This is a genomic window from Janthinobacterium sp. GL_088 (genome assembly GCF_057837845.1).
This window is the reverse complement of the sequence record NZ_CM174453.1, coordinates 6,450,856-6,470,493: the sequence shown is the minus strand read 5'-3', so window position 1 is coordinate 6,470,493 and position 19,638 is coordinate 6,450,856. Positions and strand designations below refer to the sequence as shown.

The following is a 19,638-nucleotide window of genomic DNA, read 5'->3' as shown; positions in this document are numbered from 1 at the left end:
GTATGTCTATGTGAAAAGGTGTGGGAGGGCGTATCGATTCTGCCCTGCGTTCACCGTGTTGCAAGGCCGGCGTCGCGCGAGGGCTCGCCACACGTAACGCGCTATTCTACTCCCGACTGTCAAAGTTATCCACAGGCACGACGCTTATTTTTCTGTGGCAGGGTGGGGTGCCATGTGCATAAGAGACGACTTATCCCCCGGTTATCCCGTCACACGCAGTGCTGGCGCGGCCTGTGGCGGGGCCTTGCCGGCAGATGGGGGGCGGCGCGGAAATTTCCAGGCGATCACGGCAATCCTTGACAAGAGGGGGGCATATGCTGAATAATTCAGGGTTCCCCGCCCGTATTCCGTGTTTATTCATTTGGAACGACAATATGGACTAAGCGTGGATTAAGCGGGCGATGAGATTGGCCAGCTTGTGCCTTGGCATAAGTGCGCGATTGTCATTGGCACCAAAAACTGACGGGACGTCAGACCCGATTTTGCATTTTTTTTGTTTTTAGCGAGACCAACATGAAACGTACTTACCAACCTTCCGTCGTTCGCCGCAAGCGTACGCACGGCTTCCGCGCTCGTATGGCTACCCGTGGTGGCCGTGATGTGCTCAACGCACGTCGCGCAAAGGGCCGCAAACGTCTGGCCGTCTAGGCTTGTCGTTGACAGCTGATCGCGTGGCTAGCTGTACTCCAGTCGGCAATCAACGCGAAGGTTCACACGACTTCGCGCGCGTTCGGCGTATCGTTAAAACGGATGAATTTTCATCCGTTTTTCGTTTGCGCCCTTCGCAAAAAACAGCGCATTTTGTGCTGTACACCCGACACAATCAATTGCCGCATGCGCGGCTGGGCGTCGTTGTGGCCAAGCGTTTCGCGCCGCGCGCGGCGACCCGCAACACGATCAAGCGCGTCACGCGCGAGCTGTTTCGCAACAGCGCGATGCCGCCGGTCGACTGCGTGGTGCGTTTGTCGCGCGCCGTCAACAGCAAGGATGGCCCGGCCACCACGACCCAGCTCAAAGCCGAGCTGCGTGAGGAATTGAGCCGCCTGTTCGCGGCGCAAATCGCCGCCCAGGCCCGTTCTGTTGCAGCGTCACCACCATCCGCGCCATGAAAACCCTGCTGCTGTTCCTGCTGCGTGCTTATCAGTTGCTGATCAGCCCCATGCTGGGACAGAATTGCCGTTTCTATCCGAGCTGTTCGCATTACGCGATGGAAGCGCTGCGCGTGCACGGTACGGCCAAGGGCAGCCTGCTGGCTGCCAAGCGCCTGTGCCGTTGCCACCCCTGGAATGAAGGGGGCGTCGACCCGGTGCCGCCGGCCGATGCTAAACAATCTTCAACGACCGCTTGCGGTTGCAACCACTCCTGACAAATACCCTAATGGATATCAATAAACGTACCATCCTGTGGATCGTGTTTTCCGTCTCGCTGGTAATTCTCTGGAACGAATGGATGATCTCGAACGGCAAGCCGTCGATGTTCTCCGCGAACACGGAACAAACCGCCAAGGCGCCTGCGACCCCTGCCAAGACGGCTGCCCTGCCAGCTGCTGCAGGCGTGCCTGCCCTGCCGGGTGAGGCTGTCGATCCCGCCGCATTCAAGCGCGAAGTGATTACCATCACCACCGACGTCATCAAGGTCGATATCGACACCCTGGGCGGCCAGGTCAAGCGTCTGGAATTGCTGAAATTCAAGGGCGCGGGTAATCCGGGCTGGTTTGGCGGCTGCTTCGGCCTGTTCAAGGTATGCCAGCCGGACGATGGCAAGCAAAACGAAGTGCTGTTCGACGAAGGCGCGAACCACACCTACCTGGCGCAATCGGGCCTGGTCGGCGGTCCCTTCCCGACCCATGCGAGCGGTTTCACCGTGCAGCCTGGCGTGCGTACTTTGGCCGACGGCAAGCAGATTCAACTGGTGATGGAAGCGGTCGAAGGCGGCGTCAAGCTGACCAAGACGTTTACCTTCAAGCGCGGCGACTACGTCATCGACGTGCGCCATGACGTGTCTAACGTGGGCGCGGCACCTGTCACGCCGCAGCTGTATCTGCAACTGACGCATGACGGCAACAAGCCGGTCGGCGACTCGTTCTTCAACAGCAGCTTCACCGGTCCGACCCTGTACACGCCGCAAGACAAGTACCAGAAGCTGACGTTCGAGAAAATCGAAAAAGCGGCCGTGGAAGACGAGAAGAAGGGCAACGACAATGCCATGAAGGGCCTGCACCCGGCGACGGCGAATGGCGGCTGGTTTGCGATTTCGCAACACTTCTTCGTGTCCGCTTTCGTTCCGCCCGAGAACGCCAAGCGCGACATCTTCACGAAGAAGGTCGGCCCCAACCTGTACGCCATCGGCAACGTGCTGCCCCTGCCTACCCTGGCGCCAGGCGCCTCGGCCAGCATGGACAGCAAGCTGTACTCGGGTCCGCAAATCGCGCACCTGCTGGAAAACGTCTCGCCTGGCCTGGAACTGGTCAAGGACTATGGCTGGCTGACCATTATCGCCAAGCCGATGTTCTGGGTCATGGAACAGATCCACAGCGTGCTGGGCAACTGGGGCTGGACCATCATCGCCTTCACGATCCTGATCAAGCTGCTGTTCTTCCCGTTGTCGGCCGCCGGCTACCGCAGCATGGCCAAGATGAAACTGGTCACGCCGAAGATGCAAGCGATCCGCGAACGCTTCAAGGGCGATCCGCAAAAGATGAACCAGGCCACGATGGAGCTGTACAAGACGGAAAAGATCAATCCGCTGGGCGGCTGCCTGCCGATCCTGATCCAGATGCCCGTCTTTATCGCGCTGTACTGGGTCTTGAACGCGTCCGTGGAAATCCGCGGCGCGCCATGGATCGGCTGGATCACCGACCTGGCCCAGCATGACCCATGGTGCATCCTGCCCGTGCTGTACGCGATCTCGATGTTCATCACGACCAAGCTGAACCCGGCCCCGGCCGATCCGATGCAAGCGAAGATGATGCTGTTCATGCCACTGGCATTCTCGGTGATGTTCTTCTTCTTCCCGTCGGGCTTGGTACTCTACTGGGTCGTCAACAACGTCCTGTCGATCGGCCAGCAATGGGTGATCACCAAGAAATACGCGCCTGCCGTCAAGTAAGTCCGGCCAGCGAATCGAAAGCCCGCCGAGTGCGGGCTTTTTTTTAATCTACAATATCCCCATGAAACTCGACTCTTCCCCTATCGCCGCCATCGCCACCGCTCCCGGCCGCGGCGGCATCGGCGTGGTACGCGCCTCCGGCAAAAACCTCGCACCCCTGATGACGGCCCTGTTCGGCGCGCAGCAACTGAAAGCGCGCCACGCCACCTATTTGCCATTCACTGAAAGCGACGGCGCCATCATCGACCAGGGCATCGCCATTCACTTCAAGGGCCCGCATTCGTACACGGGCGAAGACGTGCTGGAACTGCAGGGCCATGGCGGCCCCATCGTGCTGCAACTGCTGCTGGCGCGCGTGCTGGAAGCGGGTCGTGACAGCGGCCTGCGCCTGGCCGAACCGGGCGAATTCACGCGCCGCGCGTTTTTGAATGACAAGCTTGACCTGGCGCAAGCGGAAGCCGTGGCCGACCTGATCGACGCGTCGACGGAAGCGGCGGCCAAGTCCGCTTCGCAATCGCTGTCGGGCGCGTTCTCGAACACCATCCACGCGCTGGTGGAGCAGGTGACGGGCTTGCGCATGCTGGTCGAGGCGACCCTCGACTTCCCGGAAGAAGAGATCGATTTCCTGGAAAAATCGAATGCGCGCGGTCAATTGAAAGCCGTCATCGCAGCCTTGAATAAAGTGTTTGCGCAAGCAGCGCAAGGCGCGCTGCTGCGCGAAGGCCTCAATGTCGTGCTGGCCGGCCAGCCGAACGTGGGCAAGTCGTCGCTGTTGAATGCGCTGGCGGGTGCCGACGTGGCCATCGTCACGCCGATCGCCGGCACCACGCGCGACAAGGTCAGCGAAACCATCCAGATCGAGGGCATTCCCCTCAACATCATCGACACGGCCGGCATCCGCAGCGCGGGCGACACCATTGACGCCGTCGAGCGCATCGGCATCGAACGCACCTGGGGCGAGATCGGCAAGGCCGACGTGATTTTGCACTTGCTTGACGCAGATCATGGCCCCACGTTGGCCGACGAAACCATCGTCGCCGCCTTCCCAGAAGGCGTACCCGTGGTGCGCGTGTGGAACAAGATCGACCTGTCGGGCCACAAGCCCAGCGTTGACAGCCTGCCCGACGCCACCCACGTGTATCTGTCGGCGCACGAGCACATCGGCATCGACTTGCTGCGCGCCGAGCTGCTGCGCATCGCCGGCTGGCAGCAGACGGGCGAATCGCTGTACCTGGCGCGCGAACGCCATTTGATCGCGCTCAAATCGGCCGGCAAGCACCTGGACATCGCCGCCGAACACGCGGCGCAGGACGACCAGTCGCTGGACCTGTTCGCCGAAGAACTGCGCCTGGCGCAGGTGCAGCTGTCGAGCATCACGGGTGAGTTCTCGCCTGACGATTTGCTGGGCGTGATTTTCAGCCGTTTCTGCATCGGCAAATAAGGAGGTTCGATGAAGCTGCTGCCGGTTCTGCTGTTCAGTTGCCTGCCCCTGCTGGCCGGTGCGCAGGAAAAGTTGCCGAAGGACGTGGCGCGGTTCGTCGAGAACGCCCAGATGTGCGAGCATTTTGCCGGCGAGTGGGATGACAACGACAAGGCGCGCCAGCGCGAGATCACGCAAGCCGTGGCCAGTTCGTGCGGGCAGGCGCAGCGGCAGTGGAAGCGGCTGCGCGTGAAATATGCGGGGCAGCCGGCAATTCACAAAGTCATCGACGCGCATGCGAATGATGCGGTCAGGAGCTTTCGGAAATAAGTCCGAACCGTGAAAGACCGGGGGTCAGACCCTCAACACCGCTAACACAAAGGTCATTGCTAACGTGCGAGGGGGTCTGACCCCAGGTTTTGTTACCCCTTCTTCCCCTTCGCCTGTTCTTCCCTGAACTTCTGGAACGTCTCGATATGCTCGGCCTGGCGCAGCACGCGCGAGCGCGGGTCGAGCGTGTACGTGGCGCCAGCCGGCAGGGGCAGTTCGCCAAAGCCCAGCGACATGGGAACGGTATGGATTTCCTTGCCGATACGCACTTCCACCGGCATCGGAAAGGCGATGTCAGCCGGCGTCTTCCATACCAGGCGCAAGGTGTCGCCGTCACGCACGGCGGACAGTTCCGGCAGTGCGGCCTGGTACAGATAGGTCTGGAAGAACCAGTCGTAGTTGCTGCCCGTGACTTTGTAGACGATGTCCATGAATTCCTTGGTGCTGCCATAGCGCGGCTGGAACTGGCCCGGCTGCGGCTGTTCCGTGCCGTAGACGAGCAGGCGCACGGCGCGGAAGAAGGCGTCGTCGCCGATCAGGCCGCGCAAGGTGTGCAGCACCAGCGCCCCTTTCACATAAATATCGCCGCCCGGTCCGCCCTTTTTCAGGTCATACACTTCCTCCTCGGTTTTCGGCTTGCCCGAGACCATGGGTGCCTTATTGACGATGCCGGCGCGCATTTGCTGCAACGAAGCGTAATACTCCTGTTCTCCCCGCAGATATTGCATGTACAGCGGTTGCATGTACGTGCCGAAGCCTTCGTGCAGCCACATGTCATCCCAGTTGCTGTTGGTGAGCTGGTTGCCGAACCATTCATGCGCAAACTCATGCTGCAGCAGATCGTCGTAGCCATAGCTGGTCCTGGCGAATTTGTTGCCATAGGCATTGATGGTCTGGTGTTCCATGCCCTTGTGCGGCGTTTCGGCGACACCGACTTTTTCATCGCCAAACGGGTAGGGGCCGATGACGCTTTCAAAAAAATCGAGCATGGGCGGCAATTCCGCGAACAGGGCGCCCGCCTTGGCCTCGCTTTCCGGCAGATACCAGAATTGCAGGGGGATGCGGTTGCCGTAGCGGCTCGCATACTCGCCCTGCAGGCTGCGGTAGGGTGCCACGTTGAGGGCGATGCCATAGGTGCTCGGGTGCTTGGCGCGCCAGTGCCAGGTGCGCCAGCCGTTGGCCTCATCCATGCCGAGCGCGATGCCGTTGCCGGCCGCCACCAGCGGTGCCGGCACGATGATGTGCTGGTCGATCAGCTGCGCCTTGCCCATCGGATGGTCAATGCAGGGCCAGAACAGGTCGCAGCCTTCGCCTTGCACGGCGCTGGCGATCCACGGCGCGCCATCGGCCGTGCTCGACCACACCATGCCGCCATCCCACGGCGCTTTCACGGCGACGTGCGGCACGCCGTGGTAGACGATGCGGATGGTGGTGCGCGCGCCGGCCGCCAGGGTGGCCGGCAAGGTCATGCTCAGGCGTCCGTCCGGGTTGGCATAGTCCTGCGGCGGCAGCGCCTTGCCGTCGATTTCGATGCTATCGACGGGCAGGTTGCGGTCCAGGTCCAGCGCGAAGCGCGAGATCGGTTGCGTCGCCAGGAAGGTCAGGCGCGCATCGCCGGCGATGCTGCGGCTGGCTGGGTCGATGCGCAGGGTGAGGTCGGCGTGTTCGAACACCACCGCCAATTGTTCCGGCGTGCGTTCGGCGCCCGAATTGAGGGTGTAGGCGGTGGGCGCGCGCGTGGCGCAGGCGCTGAGCAGCAAGCAGGAGAGCAGCAGGGGGATGTGTTTCATGGCGAAGGCGCAAGTGATCGGAACACTGATTGTAGTGTGAAGTGATAACGTTGTCGTTTAGAAATTTCAATACGCCGAGGGGGCAAGCGTGGCCGCCGTTGAGAAATGTCATGGGCTGCAAACTGCGCTGACGTAATCTTGCTGAGCGGCCTTGAAGTGCCGCTAGGAAAGGAAGCGCCATGGACAGCAAACAGCCCGATGTCGTGGAGTGCGAGGATGAGGTAGTGGCGCGGCCACTGCCCGCCATGCCGGAATTGATCGCCTCCTTGCCGCCAAAAGGCGCGTGCTGGTATTGCGACAAGCCGCTCGACGCCGTGCGCCGTTTCTGTTGCAAGAGTTGTGGCGTGGCGTATGCGGAAGAGGCGCAATACAACAGCTAAATGGTAGCGGGCTGAGCGCTAGCGGCGCCGCAGCAGCGCCGCCAGCGCGCCGTCGAAATCGAACTCATGCGCGGCGGCTGCCACTTCCTGGTAGACGTGCACGCCCAGGCTGGCCGCCAGCAGGCTGGCCGAGTTTTCCAGGATGTCGATGGCCGCGCCGTCGCCTTCGCGCAGATGGCTGGCCAGGCGCGCCAGCAGCAGCTGGATGGCGGGCGCGGCCGGATCGGGCGCCACGTCCTGCGCCGCCGTGTGGGTTGCCTCCGGCGTGCCCAGCATGCTGCTGACCGCGCCGAGCAATTGATCCTGGGCCAGTTCCAGCTGCAGCATCTGCCGGGCCAGGTCGGGCGCTTGCGCGCGCAGTGCGGACTCCAGGGTGGCCGCCAGGCCGTGCACGTGGCGCGCGCCGATCATGCCGGCGGCGCCTTTTAATGTATGCGCCTTCAGGCGCGCGGAAGCATAATTGCCCGTGTCGAATTCTGCGCGGATCTGGCACGGCGTGGTGCCGTGGTCATGCAGGAAGCGGCGCAGGATTTTCAGGTACAGGATGCGGTCGCCCATGATGCGGCCCAGTCCGTTCTCGACATCGAGAATCCGGACCATGTCGGATGCCGCGAGGGCGGCATCATCATCGCAAGTGGCGTGTGGTTTCATCATGCCTGGTGTGCAGAGGGCCCCAAAACTTGTCAATTGCATTCATGCAATATCTGCTATTTTACATCCAGTTGCCCTCGGTACTGCGTCCGCTTGGCAGACGCTGCCAGACTAACGCGTCGTGAATGACCAGCTGCGCGTGACGTTCGCGCCATTGACTTTGCCGATGAAACTCACGTCATAGGTGGTGGCCGCCAGCAGGGGGGCCAGCGGGATGATGGCGGCCACCGAGCGCGAGGTATTGATGGCATCGGTCTCCTTGCTGAGCAGGCGTACCGTCAGGTCCGTCGCTGCGCCACGCTGGCGCACGGTGAAGGTCGTCACGCTGAGGGTGGCGTCGAAATTCGCATGGACGCTGATGGGGTAGCCGACCACGTCCTGGTTAGGCACGGGATCGGGTTCTTCTTCATTGCTGGAGAAACTGGTGGCAACCTTGGTCTGCCCGTTGAACGGGTAGCTGACGATCTGTCCGGCCGGTAAGCCGGGGCCATAGCGGCTATTGCCGGCCAGGTCGGTGGTGAAATAGGCATAGCCGCTATTGTTGACGGCCGCGCCGGCGCCGCCTTCCTTGAAGATCGGTTCAAAGATGAGGAAGCGGTGGTACACGGCCGTGATCAGGTTTTCCGCCATGTAGAAACCGGAATTGGTCGCCACGCCCGCGATGACTTCACCCCAGACGGACGTGACGCCATAGTTCGACGCAGTCAGGCGGTCATACAGTGTTTCGCCGGTAAAGCCGGGTTTGCCTTTAACTTGATTGTGCACCACCACATTATTGCTGTTCAGATAGTTGGAGTGGCCGAGTGCCGCGTTGTCGATCAGACTATTGCGTACCAGCGGCGCCAGGCCGATCTGGCTGCGCCGGTAATTGATCCAGTTGAAACCATCGGTGGCGATATTGTTGCTGACGACGGGAGCGCCCGGCTCCTGTGTCAGCTGTCCGGCCTGGGTCGAGGTGCTCAGCGACGTCTTGCCGCCGCTATCGCCGCCGCCACAGGCGCTCAGCAGGGCTGCGCTCAGCAGGGCGGGTATCCAGTATTTCCAACGCAGTGACGAGGCAATCAAGTTGACTCCTGTATAGGTAGGCGGACAGCGGTGGGTGTCAGCGTGCTGCCCTGTGAAATGATTCTAAGGCATTTTTATATGCCGTAGAGCATCCATGACAAGATATGTCGCGCGCTCGTGCGCAGACGGTGCCGCAGCTGCGCAGGGTAGAATGAGCGTAGTGCAGCGTTTGCCGCTGCGTTGCCTCATTTCCGATTTCTTTGATTGTCCACAAATTTGAACACATTGCCCAAGTCGCGCCTGCAGCGCGCCAAGTACGCCTTGCCCAGCATGGTGACTTTGCTTTCGATAGCCTGCGGTTTTGCCAGCATCGTCATTTCCGTCGATAACGCCGCGGTGGGCGACGCGGATGCCTACCGCCTGGCGGCCGCCTTGCTGGTGCTCGCCGGCGTGTTCGATGCGCTCGACGGTTATGTCGCGCGCCTGACGAACACCAGTTCCCAGTTCGGCGTGCAGCTCGATTCCATCGCCGACGTGATGAATTTCGGCTGCGCCCCGGCCGTCCTGTTGTACTGCTATGGCTTTGTGCAGATGGGCGTGCACGATCCGCTGCTGCTGCGCTTTGGCGGCATGGCCAGCTTCTTCTTTGTTGCCTGCGGCGCCATGCGCCTGGCGCGTTTCAATGTGAACGTGGGGCGCACCGATCCCCTGTATTTTGTCGGCATGCCGATCACGGCCGGGGCCGCCTGTGTGGCGGCCGTGGTGGTGGCGTGGCCGGCGCCCATCGATTCCATGCTGCACAGCTATCTGCTGATGCTGCTGCTCGTCGGCGTGGGCAGCCTGATGGTGTCGACCTTGCGTTTCCCCAGCTCCAAGCAAAAGAAAAGCCTGGCCGCGCTGCTGGTGCTGATCGTCGCCATCGCCCTGCTGGTGTGGCTGAAGACCAGTTTCTTTGCGCTGTTCTTCGCCGTTTACATCGCCGCCACCCTGCTGCTCAACCTGGCATGGTACCTGGGCTGGCGCGGTATTGCGCTGCCGCAGGTCTTCAACGATCCGGACGAGATAGATTAGGCTACCTCGTGCCCGCGCGCGGCGCGCAGGATGGCGAACCAGTCGCTGCGGCTGAGAGTAAACTGCGTGCCTTCCACGGCTACGCCGACGGCTTCGATGCGGCCCGTGCCCGTCAGCGGCAGGGGACGGCAAGGCAGTTGCATGATCCAGGCAAACACCACGCTGGCAAACGGCCGCTGCAGCTGGTCCGCGATCTGCTTGATGACATTGCGCAAGTTCTCCACATTCGCGTCGCCGCCCTGGAACAGGCGCCCGCCGGCCAGCGGCGACCAGATCATCGGCGCCACCCCCACGTCCTGCAAGCCGTCGAAGGTTTCGTCGAACAGGGGTGCCACGTGCAGCGGTGAAAATTCCACCTGGTTCGTCACCAGCGGGAAGCGCCGGTGCAGGCACTCAAACTGGTGGCGGCTGAAATTCGACACGCCGAAGTGCAAGACCTTGCCCGCCTGTTGCAGCTGGGTGAAGGCGCCGGCGATCTCGTCGAAATCCATCAGTGGGTCGGGACGGTGGATCAGCAGCAAGTCCAGGCGGTCCGTGTGCAACTGGCGCAAGGTCTGTTCCACGGAACTGGTGATGTGCGCCGCGCTCGTGTCGTAATGCTGGATGGCATGGCCGGGGCGGTGCGGCGACAACAGCTTGATGCCGCATTTGCTGACCAGTTCCATCTTGTCGCGCAAGCCCGGCTGCAAGGCCAGCGCTTCGCCGAACAGCCCTTCGGCGCTGTAATCGCCATAGATGTCGGCATGGTCGAAACTGGACACGCCCAGCGCCAGGCATTGCTCGATGAAAGCCAGGCGCTGCTGCGCCGACATATTCCACTCGCCGATGCGCCACATGCCGGCGACGATGCGCGACAGTTCGGGACCGTTGTTGCTTAAACGGCTGCGCGGCGCTTGCAGGCTGGCAGGAAATACATGGCTCATGGGCTGGCTTTCTGATGGTGGCGTGAGGGGACTCGCCACGATTATAGCCAGCTAAGCTAGAGCATGCTGCGGATAAAGCGGCGGCGAGACAGACGAAAAAAATGCCCGCAGCATCTGCGGGCATTTTTCATGTGGTACGAGAAATAATTACTTCATCCACAGGCGCATCGAATCCCAGGCGCGGCCGAAGATCGTAGCCTGGTTGATGGTTTCCAGCGCCACGACAGGCAGTTCCAGCAGGACTTTGTCGTCGACCATCATTTTCAGTTTGCCGACCGGCGCGTTTTCAGCCAGTGGCGCGACCAGCGGGTCCTTGCGTTCCAGCACAGGTTTCATCTTGGCAGCCGTGCCTTTTGGTACGGTCACGAGCACATCGCGGGCGAAACCGATTTTCACGGTGCCTTTCGAGCCTTTCCATACTTCCGGCGTGGCCACGGCCTGGCCTTTCGAGTACAGCTTGACCGTATCGAAGTTCTGGAAGCCCCAGTTCAGCAGCTTCTGGCTTTCCTGCGTGCGGGCCTGGTCCGACGTTGTGCCCAGCACCACGGAGATCAAGCGGCGCTCGCCGGTGCCGCCCGGACGGCGTGCCGAGGCGATCATGCAATAGCCAGCCGCTTCCGTGTGGCCCGTCTTCATGCCATCCACGGTTGGGTCCAGCCACAGCAGGCGGTTGCGGTTAGGCTGGGTGATCTTGTTGTACGTAAAGCTTTTCACGGAATCGATTTTGTAGAATTCCGGGTAGTCGGCGATCACGCGCTTGGCCAGTACGGACAAGTCTTGCGCCGTGGAATAGTTATCGGGGCTAGGCAAGCCATGCGGATTGGCAAAACGCGTGTTTTTCAGACCCATGCGTTGCGCTTCACGGTTCATCAGCACGACGAACGTGCCTTCATCGCCGGCAACGGCTTCAGCCAGAGCCACGGCGGCATCGTTACCCGATTGAATCATCAGGCCGTGCAGCAAGTCGTCGATCGAGACGGGGGTGGCCGGGTCGATGAACATCTTCGAGCTGCTCGAATCGACCTTCCATGCGCGCACGGACACGTTCACTTTTTGGTCCAGCGCCAGTTTCTTTTCGCGGATGGCGGCAAACGTCAGGTAAGCCGTCATGATTTTGGTTAACGAAGCCGGCTCGATGCGGGCGTCCGGATCTTGCGAAGCAATGATCTGGCCACTGGTGGCGTCAAGCAACAGCCAGGACTTGGCGGCGATGGTCGGGGCTGGAACGCTCTGGGCGAAGGCGGCGGAAAAGAAAAATACACTGGAGGCCAGTGCCGCTAAAAGTTTTTTCATGGAGGCTGGTCTGCGAAAAAGATGAAGGCTGAGGGCCATGTCGTTGCTGCTTACATGGCCGCGTGGAAAAAACGGATCAATTATAGCTGTGGAGGCGCTAGTAAGCCCACACTTCAATGATCATCTGCTGCTATTGCGGGTTTGTCACCATGCCATAGGGCAATCACGAGGTTCTTGATGTGATTGAGCTTGCGGTGGAAAAAGTGGTCGGCGCCGGGGATCACGATCACGGGTATGTCTTGTGGACGGGCCCAGTCGAAGACTGCGGACAGGGGGATTGTGTCGTCCAGTTCGCCGTGGATCAAGATGGTGTCGGCGGGAATGTCGGCCATGGCCCACTTGCCGGCCGCGCTGCCGATCAGCGCCAGGCGCTCGACGGGCGTGCCGGCGGCGGCCAGGCGTTCCTGCAGTTTCGACTGCACGAAGGTACCGAACGAGAAACCGGACAGGGCCACGGGCAAGCCTGGATACAGGCCGCGCATGTGTTCATACAGCAATTGCATGTCGTCCGTTTCGCCCGCGCCATGGTCATGCACGCCTTCGGAAGCGCCGACGCCGCGGAAGTTGATGCGCGCCACCACGTAACCGAGGGCGACAAACGCGCGCGCCAGGGTTTGCGTGACCTTGTTATCCATCGTGCCGCCGTACAGCGGATGCGGATGGGCCACGAGGGCGATGCCGCGCGGAGTGTCTGCCGGGAAATCGAGCAAGCCTTCCATGCTGCCTGCATGGCCGGCGAGGGTAAATTTTTCCGAGTTTCTGTTCATGATGCTCATACTGGTGGCGTAGGCTTAATTTGAAGTTAAAACGTTGAAATTAAATATGCTGCTCAGATTTTCAGGCGTTCGACGATTTTGCCGCCCACCAGGTGCGTATCGATGATTTCATCGATATCGCTGGTGTCGACATAGGTGTACCAGGTCGCTTCCGGGTAGATCACCAGCAATGGGCCTTCCTCGCAGCGGTCCATGCAGCCGGCCTGGTTGATGCGGATCTTGCCCGCGCCATTCATGTCGAGTTCCTTGATGCGGCGCTTGCAATGCTTTTGCGCCGCTTCCGCGCCATGGTCGCCGCAACTGTTGCGGCCGTCTTCACGTTTATTCATGCAGAAAAAAACGTGGCGTTCAAAATACGGTGCGTCGCTCATACTATTCTCCTGCTGATTCATCAATGCGCCATGATAACGCTTATGGGTGGTCTTCGCGACGCTGGCGCTGCACATCCTCCTGCCGGTTCAGGCGGTGCGAAGGCAGGCACAGGAACCACAGGGCCATGAAGGGCCACAGCAAGGCGAGGAATTGCGCCGCGCCATTGAAGTTGAGGAACTTGCCTTGCACCCAGCCTTGCAAGGTTGACATGAAGTACGGGTTGATCGGCGTCGTATTCACCATTACCAGGCTCAGCAGCAAGGTGGCGGCCGCGATGCGGCGCTGCGCCACGTGCGGCGCGAACGCCAGGCCGCCCAGCATGATCAGGCCGATCAGGAAACCGCCCTGGGCGCCCGGCGTGATCCAGACGAAGGCGTTTTCCGGCGAAAACAGCAGCGCGCTGGCCATCGAGCGCACGGTCAAGGCGGCGGCGATGAGGATCAGCATCAAGATGGCGCGCGGCGCAGCGCGGCGCAGCAGACACAGCAAGGTAAGCACGGCGCCCGTCATGCCGCAAGCCGTGATAATGGTTTCCGAAAGCCAATATTGCTCGACGGTCAAGATCACGTCGGGGCGCAGATACGTGGCCAGGTCGATCTCCATGCCCGCCAGGCGCGACAGCCAGTCCGACAGGATGGGCAGCAGCTGGCCCAGGCCGAACAGATAGCCTTGCGGATAGATCTGCGCCAGCGGCCACAGTGCCACCAGTACCAGGCCCTGGCTGGCGTGCTGGGCAAACCAGCGCTGGCGCAAGCGGTATAAATGGCTGTGATCAAGCAGCTTGCGCGCCGTCAGGGCGCCGATGATGGAACCGATGCAGCAACCGGCCGCATTCGTATAAAAGTCGAGGTTCGACGATACGCGGCTGGGCAAATAGGTTTGCACGGCTTCCATGCTGCCGGAAATCAACATGCCGCACAGGCTGGCAACGATGACGGCAAAGAAACCTGTGATCCTTGGAAACAGCGAATACACGATCAAGGCGCCCAGCGGGATGTAGCCGACGATATTCACGCCGACATCGAAGCCCGTCCAGTAACGGGGCATGCGCGTGTTTTCCAGGAAAGTCAGCGGCGACAGGCCATTGCTGTGCCAGCCCGTGAACGGAAACCAGCTGGCGTACACGATCAGGAAGACGTAGGCGAGCAGGGTCGCGCGCGAGACGGGCGAGGAACGGACGGGCGGCAGCGGCGCCGCCGGACTGGCTGGGGATGCGGGCTCGGTCATTCTTTCGTGATATTCAGCGTGCCCAGCCAGGTCAGCAGGTCGGCGGCGATGGCGTCCGAGGCGGCCGCCAGCGCCTGCGCGCCCCCTTGCGCGTCGGCGCTGCCGGCGGGGCCGCTGCGGCTGAAGGTTTTCTGGTCGATCAGGCGGTGGCCGCGGAATACCGAGGCGCGCAGCGACACGTGGCCGCTGCTTTGTGTCTGCGTGTCGAAGTTTTGCGAAAAATCATCGACATCGATGCGCAGCAGGGGCATGCCGGCGGCCGCGTCCGTGGTCGACAGCACTTTCACGCCGCTTTGCGCCACACGCGTCTTCAGGCGCTGGCTCAGCAGTTGCAGCGGCGGCGTGTTCCAGCGGTTGTAGGCGTACGGCCGCGATTGCTGCGCATCGGCGTACAGCAAGCGGTAATACATGCGCTGGCTGTCCAGCCAGGATGGGCCGTTGGCGTCGGCGATCACCAGCACGGGCACGGCTGGCGCGGCCGGCTGCGCGGCCGCCAGCGGCGCGGCCGGGCCGAAATCGTAAAACGTAGGGACGGGACCGCGGCTGGCGCAGCCGCCCAGCAGGAATGCGGCGGCCAGGATGAGTGCGCTGAGATTGCGTGAGATAGGCATGCGATGTTCTCCTTATTTGCCCGGTGCCGAAAAACCGGGCTCGCCCGGGCCGGGCGGGATGTCTGGGGCGCCGAACAAGATGCTCTGCGGCTGTTCATTGAGCGTGCTCATGGTGGTTTTCAGGGCGCGCATCGAGGAGCGCGCCTCGCCGCTCAGCTCGATTACCTGCGGCAGCACTTCCAGCGACACGCCATTGGCCACCGTTTCCACGGAAGTGCCGACCCGGTCGACCGTGCCATTGACCTTCTCGAGCACGCCGCCGGGCGCCTGGATATCGTTGCCCAGTTTTTTCCACGTGGCCGTCAGGTCCGACACGTTCTTGCTGGCCGTACTGACGGCCGTTAAGGTTTGGCGCGTCTGTTCCGTCAGTTGCGGCAATTGCGTCAGGGTCGGCTCCAGCTGCTGCGGAATGGCGCCGAAGGCCTTGGCCGCCTTGCCCACTTCAGTGAAGGCGCCCAGCATGGCGGCCTGGTTGTCGGGGCTGAGCAGATTATTCACCTTGTTGGTGATCTGTTCGGCCTGGTCGAGAATGCGCTTGCCGCGCTTTTCCAGCTGGTCGAGCAAGCCGGCGCGCAGGGGAATCTGCGACGGCTTGTCCTTGCTGGTGCCCAGCAGTTTCGAGCCCACGTGTTCATCGTCGAGCTGGATGTAGGCGATGCCCGTCACGCCCTGGTAGCCGAGGGTGGCAAAAGTGGTATTGGTGACGGGGGTATCGGGCGCCACGCTGATGTGCACGAGGATTTGCCCCGCCTTTTGCGTGTCGAAGTCGATGGCGTCAACCTTGCCTACTTCCAGGCCCCGGTAGCGCACGGTCGCCTGCGGGTTCAGGCCCGGCACGGACAGGGTGGTGGCGAGCAGGTACGGCACCCGTTCCACGCGGTCGCGGTTGAACCAGACGCCGAACAGAATCGCGGCCACCAGCAAGGTGAGTGTAAAAAATCCCGTCATCAGGGCATGTGATCTGTTTTCCATTACTTCTCCGCTTTCTTGTCTGTGCCGGCGTCGTCGCCTGGCTGCGCCGCCTGGTCCGCCACCGCCGCCTGTTTCTCATCGAGGACGGCCAGCGCGCGCTTGCCGCGGTCGCCGAGGAAAAATTGCTTGATGAACGGGTGGTCGACTTCGATCACCTCGCGCGTGGGGCCGATGGCGATCACGTGTTTTTCCGCCAGCACGGCGATGCGCGTGGACAGGGCGAACAAAGTGTCGAGGTCATGCGTGACCATCACCACCGTCAAGCCCAGCTCGCGGTGCAGCGACTGGATCAGGGCAACAAAACTTTCCGACAGGTCAGGGTCCAGGCCCGCCGTGGGTTCGTCGAGGAATAATAGTTTCGGTTCCAGCGCCAGGGCGCGCGCCAGGGCCACGCGCTTGATCATGCCGCCCGACAAGTCCGACGGCATTTTGAGCGCATGTTCCGGGCCCAGTCCCACCATATTCATCTTTAATAGTACCGCGTCGTGTACCAGCGCTTCGGGCAGTACGCGCAATTCGCGCATGGGCTGGGCCACATTGTCGAACACGGTCAGGGCCGAATACAGGGCGCCTTGCTGGAACAGCATGCCCCAGTGGTTGCGCAACTGTTGCAGCTGGTCGGAACTTGCCTGGTTGATATCTTCGCCAAACACTTTGACGCAGCCGCGCGCCGGATGTTCCAGGCCCAGCATCTGGCGTAGCAGCACTGTCTTGCCCGTGCCTGAGCCGCCCACGATGGAAAGGATCTCGCCCCGTTCGATTTCCAGGTTCAAGTCCTGGTGCACGACGGTGCGGCCGAACTTGGTCCACAGATTGGTGATCTCCACCACGGGCGCGCTGCCGTGCAGGTTGAACTGGCCGTCCTTGCCCTCGCTCGCCTTGCAGGCGATATTGGTATCGTCCGTCATCAGTAGCCCACTCCATTGAAGACGATGGCGAACACGGCGTCAGCCAGGATCACGACGGTGATGGCCGTGACGACGGCGGTGGTGGTGCCGCGTCCCAGGCTTTCCGTGTTGGCCTTGATGCGCAGGCCGAAGTGGCACGAGACAAGCGCGATCAGCATGCCGAAAATCACACCCTTGCCCAGGCCGATCATGTAGTTGGCCAGCGGCACGGCATCGGGCAGTTTCTGGATGAAATAGCGCGCCGACAGGTTCAGTTCCACCTTGGCCGCCACCATGCCGCCGATCAGCGCGGCCGTATCCGTCCAGATGACGAGCAGGGGCATGGAAATGGCCAAGGCCAGCACTTTCGGCATGATCAGGCGGAATCCGTGCGAAATGCCCATCACCAGCATGGCGTCGAGCTCTTCCGTGACGCGCATGACGCCCAGCTGCGCCGTGATGGATGAGCCCGAGCGCCCGGCCACGAGGATGGCGGCCAAGAGCGGCCCCAGTTCGCGGATGACGCTCATGCCCAGCAGGTTGACCAGGTAAATGTCGCCGCCAAAGGCGCGCAGCTGCTGCGCCGACAGATAGGACAGCACGACGCCGATCAGAAAGCCGACCAGGGCCGTGATGCCCAGCGCCTGGAAGCCCGCATGGAAGATATTGGCGGAAATTTCACGCCAGGGGCCGCGCATCGGGTGGCGCGCGAAGCGGCCGATATCCTGCGTCACCTGGCCGACCAGGGCAATAAAACCCTTCAAATGTTCGAAAAACAGCAGGATGGCCATGCCCAGCTTCATCACGGGCGTGAGGCGGTTGGCGCGCGAGGGTGGCGTTGTCAACGGCCCCGTTTCTTCGATGCGCCGGAAAAACTCTTCTTGCGACGGCGCCAGGGTCAGTTGCGCGGGGCGTTGCTTGCCCCAGGCATTCCAGAACAGCTGGGCGCCAATATGGTCCATGCTGTCGATGGCCGACAGGTCCCATTGCACCTTGGCATCGTCCTGCAAGGGCTTGAGCTGGGCGTCGATGGCCTTGATGGCATTGTCATGCGCCAGCGCGTGCACTTGCCAGGTGCCGCTGGCAGTGACAAGGGCTCCCTGTTGGGAGCTGGTCTGGGAGAGGGTCAGTTTCGGCGATTGTACAGTCGGCATCGTGCCAGTTTAAGGGAGAATGGCGCAGACCGCCACCGCTGTTCAATCGCCGGCCCCTCAGGACGCCAGGTGGCGCGCCTGCCGCTGCGGCAGGGCGACGTCCGGGCGCAGCTTGGCGTTGTTAGTACTTACTTCGCTTGTCTTGGCGTGCGCGGCAGCTTGCGCGCCGCCCGCATAGTCGCTGGCCAGCAAGGCATTGGCTTCAAGCGCGCTCATGCCGCGCGTCTGCAGCCATTGCGCCACCAGCTTGGCCAGGCGTTCCATGGCGATGCGGTGGGTGGCGTCCGTGTGGGCGTACAGCCAGTTCGAAAAGTCCATGAAGTTTTCAAATGGCGCATCGCCGAGCATCCATTGCACCGTATTGGCGAAGCGGCCCGAGTTGGCCACCAGGTCCCAGTAGCGTGCGAAGCGCACGAGGCGCTGCATGCTCATGAAATCGAGCTGTTTATTCGCCAGGATGGTGTACGGCGGGTACGGGTCGAACACCATGCCAAAGTTTTCCGTATGGCGGATGATGGGCGTGCCGCGCAGCCGCTTTAAGATGCCGAACTGGATTTCATGCGGTTTCAAGGCCACCAGCTTGTTGAAACCAGCCGCGAAGCTCGCTTCATCCTCGCCCGGCAGGCCGGCGATCAAGTCCACGTGCAAATGGGCGTTTGATTCTTCGCAAAGCCAGCGGATGTTATCGGCCGCCTTCTGATTATCCTGCTTGCGGCTGACCAGCGATTGCACGTCCGGATTGAAACTCTGGATGCCGATCTCGAACTGCAGCGCGCCGGGAGGGAACTTGCTGATGCCTTCTTTCAAGGCGTCGGGCAAGTGGTCGGGCACCAGCTCGAAGTGGGCATAGATCGGGTCGTCCGGATTCGCCTCAATCTTGTCCAGAAAGAACTGCATGATCTTCAAGCTGGTCTTGATATTCAGATTGAAGGTGCGGTCGACGAACTTGAACAGGCGCGCGCCACGCGCATGCAAGGACTCCATTTCGGCCAGGAAGTTGTCCAGCGCGAAGGGCCAGGCCGTCTTGTCCAGCGCCGACAGGCAGAATTCGCACTTGAACGGGCAGCCGCGCGACGCTTCCACGTAAATCGTGCGGTGGCGGATATCGTCGTCTGTATACAAGGAGTAGGGCAGTTGCAGTTCCGCCAGCGGGGCTTGTACGCCCGCATGGATCTTCATCAATGGCTTCGGCCCGTTGAGGATCTCGCCGCACAGCTTGGAGAAGGTGACGTCGCCCCAGCCCGTGATCAGGTAATCGGCCAGCTTGACGATTTCCTGCTCGCCCGCCTCATGCGACACTTCCGGCCCGCCCAGCACGATGATGACCTCGGGCGCCACGCGCTTGAGCATGGCCACCAGTTTCGTTGTTTCCTCGACGTTCCATATGTATACGCCAAAGCCGATGATGCGCGGCTTGTTGACGAGGATGCGCTCGACCAGTTCCGTGGTTTTCGTGCCGATGACGAATTCCTGCAGCCGCGTCTGCGCTTGCAGCGGCCCCATATTGGCCAGCAAATAGCGCAATCCCAGCGAGGCGTGGGTGTAGCGGGCATTCAGGGTGGAGAGCAGGATGGTCATGGGAGGTGATTGAAACGGCGAAACCGCTATTTTACGCTGTCGCGTCAGCTGTGCGCTGCGGCCACAAATGCCATGTTACCATTTGTCAAT

The 19,638-nt window shown here is 61.6% G+C and carries 21 protein-coding genes; 8 read left to right on the top strand and 13 right to left on the bottom strand.

Annotated elements, in window-relative coordinates; translation table 11 throughout:
- Nucleotides 1–513 precede the first annotated feature (513 nt).
- From rpmH to AC3IQ7_RS28955, 6 genes are all read left to right on the top strand, one after another.
- On the top strand, nucleotides 514–648 hold the full coding sequence (rpmH, locus tag AC3IQ7_RS28980; protein ID WP_010401996.1) for a 50S ribosomal protein L34: 135 nt from the start codon (nucleotides 514–516) through the stop codon (nucleotides 646–648).
- Between the two features lie 23 nt (nucleotides 649–671).
- Nucleotides 672–1,109 carry a ribonuclease P protein component gene (gene rnpA, locus AC3IQ7_RS28975; protein ID WP_489210558.1) on the top strand — a complete coding sequence of 146 codons (438 nt, stop codon included), beginning with the start codon at nucleotides 672–674 and terminating at the stop codon, nucleotides 1,107–1,109.
- The gene (gene yidD / locus AC3IQ7_RS28970) at nucleotides 1,106–1,366 is read left to right on the top strand and encodes a membrane protein insertion efficiency factor YidD (RefSeq protein ID WP_099380761.1); all 261 of its coding nucleotides are present in this window, start codon (nucleotides 1,106–1,108) and stop codon (nucleotides 1,364–1,366) included. Before rnpA ends, yidD begins: the two co-directional genes overlap by 4 nt.
- Before the next feature lie 11 nt (nucleotides 1,367–1,377).
- Nucleotides 1,378–3,108 (top strand): membrane protein insertase YidC, encoded by a 1,731-nt coding sequence (gene yidC / locus AC3IQ7_RS28965; protein ID WP_099380760.1) that lies wholly within the window; start codon nucleotides 1,378–1,380, stop codon nucleotides 3,106–3,108.
- A 61-nt stretch (nucleotides 3,109–3,169) separates the two neighbouring features.
- Entirely contained in the window at nucleotides 3,170–4,549 is a 1,380-nt protein-coding gene (gene mnmE, locus AC3IQ7_RS28960; RefSeq protein ID WP_099380759.1) for a tRNA uridine-5-carboxymethylaminomethyl(34) synthesis GTPase MnmE, read from the top strand.
- A 9-nt stretch (nucleotides 4,550–4,558) separates the two neighbouring features.
- Nucleotides 4,559–4,858, top strand: coding sequence for a hypothetical protein (locus AC3IQ7_RS28955; protein ID WP_489208021.1), 300 nt, complete (start codon nucleotides 4,559–4,561; stop codon nucleotides 4,856–4,858).
- Between the two features lie 92 nt (nucleotides 4,859–4,950).
- Here the strand turns inward: AC3IQ7_RS28955 and AC3IQ7_RS28950 are convergent, their stop codons facing one another.
- A complete protein-coding gene (locus tag AC3IQ7_RS28950) occupies nucleotides 4,951–6,648 on the bottom strand; it encodes a M1 family metallopeptidase (protein ID WP_489208020.1) in 1,698 nt (565 codons plus the stop codon).
- 179 nt (nucleotides 6,649–6,827) lie between these two features.
- Here AC3IQ7_RS28950 and AC3IQ7_RS28945 point away from each other — a divergent pair, with 179 nt between their 5' ends.
- Nucleotides 6,828–7,028 (top strand): hypothetical protein, encoded by a 201-nt coding sequence (locus AC3IQ7_RS28945; protein ID WP_096238196.1) that lies wholly within the window; start codon nucleotides 6,828–6,830, stop codon nucleotides 7,026–7,028.
- A gap of 18 nt (nucleotides 7,029–7,046) precedes the next feature.
- Here the strand turns inward: AC3IQ7_RS28945 and AC3IQ7_RS28940 are convergent, their stop codons facing one another.
- Nucleotides 7,047–7,682: an Hpt domain-containing protein gene (locus tag AC3IQ7_RS28940; protein ID WP_489208019.1), complete on the bottom strand. Its 636-nt coding sequence runs from the start codon at nucleotides 7,680–7,682 to the stop codon at nucleotides 7,047–7,049.
- Between the two features lie 108 nt (nucleotides 7,683–7,790).
- Nucleotides 7,791–8,744 carry a CAP domain-containing protein gene (locus tag AC3IQ7_RS28935; RefSeq protein WP_322428994.1) on the bottom strand — a complete coding sequence of 318 codons (954 nt, stop codon included), beginning with the start codon at nucleotides 8,742–8,744 and terminating at the stop codon, nucleotides 7,791–7,793.
- Between the two features lie 225 nt (nucleotides 8,745–8,969).
- Between AC3IQ7_RS28935 and pssA the strand changes: the two genes are divergently transcribed.
- Complete coding sequence (gene pssA, locus AC3IQ7_RS28930) at nucleotides 8,970–9,755, top strand: CDP-diacylglycerol--serine O-phosphatidyltransferase (protein WP_099380754.1); 786 nt, start codon at nucleotides 8,970–8,972, stop codon at nucleotides 9,753–9,755.
- Here pssA and AC3IQ7_RS28925 read toward each other — a convergent pair.
- The 10 genes from AC3IQ7_RS28925 to AC3IQ7_RS28880 all read right to left on the bottom strand — a co-directional run bounded on the left by AC3IQ7_RS28925 (nucleotide 9,752) and on the right by AC3IQ7_RS28880 (nucleotide 19,548).
- A complete protein-coding gene (locus AC3IQ7_RS28925; protein WP_489208018.1) occupies nucleotides 9,752–10,678 on the bottom strand; it encodes an aldo/keto reductase in 927 nt (308 codons plus the stop codon). The two genes, pssA and AC3IQ7_RS28925, sit on opposite strands and share 4 nt — an antisense overlap.
- 147 nt (nucleotides 10,679–10,825) lie before the next feature.
- Complete coding sequence (locus tag AC3IQ7_RS28920; RefSeq protein ID WP_099380749.1) at nucleotides 10,826–11,971, bottom strand: D-alanyl-D-alanine carboxypeptidase family protein; 1,146 nt, start codon at nucleotides 11,969–11,971, stop codon at nucleotides 10,826–10,828.
- 113 nt (nucleotides 11,972–12,084) lie between these two features.
- On the bottom strand, nucleotides 12,085–12,738 hold the full coding sequence (locus AC3IQ7_RS28915; RefSeq protein WP_035828394.1) for an alpha/beta hydrolase: 654 nt from the start codon (nucleotides 12,736–12,738) through the stop codon (nucleotides 12,085–12,087).
- 62 nt (nucleotides 12,739–12,800) lie between these two features.
- Entirely contained in the window at nucleotides 12,801–13,118 is a 318-nt protein-coding gene (locus AC3IQ7_RS28910) for a (2Fe-2S) ferredoxin domain-containing protein (RefSeq protein WP_034781335.1), read from the bottom strand.
- A gap of 40 nt (nucleotides 13,119–13,158) precedes the next feature.
- A complete protein-coding gene (locus AC3IQ7_RS28905) occupies nucleotides 13,159–14,346 on the bottom strand; it encodes a VanZ family protein (protein WP_099390195.1) in 1,188 nt (395 codons plus the stop codon).
- Nucleotides 14,343–14,957 (bottom strand): ABC-type transport auxiliary lipoprotein family protein, encoded by a 615-nt coding sequence (locus AC3IQ7_RS28900; protein WP_489208017.1) that lies wholly within the window; start codon nucleotides 14,955–14,957, stop codon nucleotides 14,343–14,345. Before AC3IQ7_RS28900 ends, AC3IQ7_RS28905 begins: the two co-directional genes overlap by 4 nt.
- Before the next feature lie 12 nt (nucleotides 14,958–14,969).
- Nucleotides 14,970–15,929, bottom strand: coding sequence for an MlaD family protein (locus tag AC3IQ7_RS28895; protein ID WP_099380746.1), 960 nt, complete (start codon nucleotides 15,927–15,929; stop codon nucleotides 14,970–14,972).
- Nucleotides 15,929–16,837 (bottom strand): ABC transporter ATP-binding protein, encoded by a 909-nt coding sequence (locus AC3IQ7_RS28890; protein WP_322429000.1) that lies wholly within the window; start codon nucleotides 16,835–16,837, stop codon nucleotides 15,929–15,931. The genes AC3IQ7_RS28895 and AC3IQ7_RS28890 overlap by 1 nt, the downstream gene beginning before the upstream one ends.
- Nucleotides 16,837–17,970 (bottom strand): MlaE family ABC transporter permease, encoded by a 1,134-nt coding sequence (locus tag AC3IQ7_RS28885; RefSeq protein ID WP_099380744.1) that lies wholly within the window; start codon nucleotides 17,968–17,970, stop codon nucleotides 16,837–16,839. The genes AC3IQ7_RS28890 and AC3IQ7_RS28885 overlap by 1 nt, the downstream gene beginning before the upstream one ends.
- A 57-nt stretch (nucleotides 17,971–18,027) precedes the next feature.
- Nucleotides 18,028–19,548 (bottom strand): B12-binding domain-containing radical SAM protein, encoded by a 1,521-nt coding sequence (locus AC3IQ7_RS28880; RefSeq protein ID WP_489208015.1) that lies wholly within the window; start codon nucleotides 19,546–19,548, stop codon nucleotides 18,028–18,030.
- Nucleotides 19,549–19,638: the final 90 nt, after the last annotated feature.